1 protein-coding gene is annotated in these 1,896 nt (G+C 70.0%); it reads right to left on the reverse strand.

Going from position 1 to position 1,896, the window contains the following annotated elements:
- Window positions 1–127 precede the first annotated feature (127 nt).
- Window positions 128–1,896: S8 family peptidase (locus tag K0M70_RS11095; RefSeq protein WP_343211210.1), on the reverse strand; the 1,769-nt coding region annotated here is incomplete at its 5' end.

A 1,896-nucleotide genomic window follows, 5' to 3' on the forward strand; every position in this document is an offset into this window, starting at 1 on the left:
ACCTTCCCCCTCCGGGGTAAATTGGTCCACGGCCACGCCTGGGCCGCGCCCCCGGGGCCAGGGTTGGGTGGGCGGCAAAAAAAAAAGGCGGGGCCTAAGCGGCGCCTTTCAGTTCAGGCGGTTGGGATCAGGTGCCCAGGCCCAGGGTGAAGCTGTAGCTGGTGGTGTTGTTGGCCGGACGGTCGTCGGTGGCGTCGCTGCTGACGGTCGCCTCGGTCCTCAGCAGGGTGGAGCGCAGCGCCTTGAGCTTGAACTGGATCACGTCGGTGCTTCCGGCCGGGTAGGCGCCGGAGTAGTCGCAGGCGAAGTTGCGCAGGGAGCGGGTGGCGGCCTGCTCGGCGCAGGTCCAGCCGGCGGGCGCGACGGGCTCGACGGAGTGGACCCGGTTGGTGATCGAGAACGCCAGGCGGGTGTTCGGGGCCATCTCCGGGCCGCGGCTGCGCACGGTGATGCCCACGGTCGCGTCACGGGCATACGTGATGGTGGCCGGGCGCCCGCTCACGTAGGTGCTCAGTTCGGACTGCAGCGGACCGTTACCGGCCGCCAGCACCAACTGATAAGCGTCGATGATGCCGGCACCGCAGCCTTCGGGGCAGGGCGTGGCCAACGGGTACGCGGTGGCCTTGAGGCGGGTCTCGACTTCAGCCGGGGTCCACAGGGGCAGGCCCAGCGTCAGGCGACGGCTCTGCGCAAGCGCGACCGCGCCGGCCACGTGCGGCGACGCCATCGACGTGCCGCTGTAGTAGGCGTAGTTCTCTACGGCGGGAAGCGTCGTGCCCGAATTGACCGTGGAGGCGATGGTGGAGCCGGGCGCCGCGACGTCGATCAGGGTGCCGAAGTTGGAGAAGCTCGATCGCGCCGAAGCGGACGTCACCGAACCGACGTTGACGACGTTGTTGCAGCTGGCCGGCGAGAAGTTCGCCGCATCGAAGTTGCTGTTGCCGGCCGCAACCACCACCACCGTGCCACGGCTGACCGCGCCGTTGATGACCGTCTGCGACAGCGGATCGCAGGGGCGGGCGCCGCCCAGGGACATGTTGATGATGTCGGCCACGTCGCCGGCGGCCAGCGTCGGCACGCCCGGCACCACGCCGCCCGAAGACCAGGTAATGGCATCGGCGATGTCCGAGGTGTAGCCGCCGCCGCGACCCAGCGCGCGCACGGGCATCACCTTGGCGCCCCATGCGGTACCCGAGACGCCCTTGGCGTTGTTGGTGACGGCGGCAACAGTGCCGGCGACATGGGTGCCATGCCAGCTGCTGTTCCGGCCCGGCCTGTGGTCGCCCGGATCGTTCGGGTCGGCGTCGCGGCCGTCGCCGTCCACCGACACCGCGGGATCGAAGATGAAGTCGTAGCCCGGCACCTCGTTCGCGTTCAGGTCGCTGTGGACGGTGGTGCCGGTGTCAATCACCGACACGATGATGCCTTCGCCGTTGGCAAGGTCCCACGCCTGGTCGGCGCGGATGCCGGCATCGGCGTCGTTGAAGCCCCACTGCAGGAAGTAGAACGTGTCGTTCGGGACCAGGGTGGTCTGCAGCAGGTCGTCCACCTGCACGTACTCGACGTCCGGATGGGCCGCGATGCCGCGGATCAGGGTCTCGGCGTCGACGCTGTCGAGCTTCTGGCTGGTGGCGATGACGTCGGCACCCACCGACATCGGACGCAGGTAGGTGGCCAGCGGCGCGGCCGACTTGGCGTTGCTGCCGCCCTGGATGCGCGCGGCGCCCATGGCCTGCAGGGCCTGGTTGGCGATGGCGGTGACGTCGGCGCCTTCGGCGCCCACGCGCTGGATGCCGGCGGTCTTCTGGCCGGCCTCGGGCGCCTGGTCGCGCATCTTAACGCTGAAGCGGGGGGACTGCTGCCCGGCCGCGAGGCCCGCGGGAGCGAACAGCGCCC

This window comes from Arenimonas sp., from assembly GCF_019459675.1.
Classification (GTDB): domain Bacteria; phylum Pseudomonadota; class Gammaproteobacteria; order Xanthomonadales; family Xanthomonadaceae; genus Arenimonas.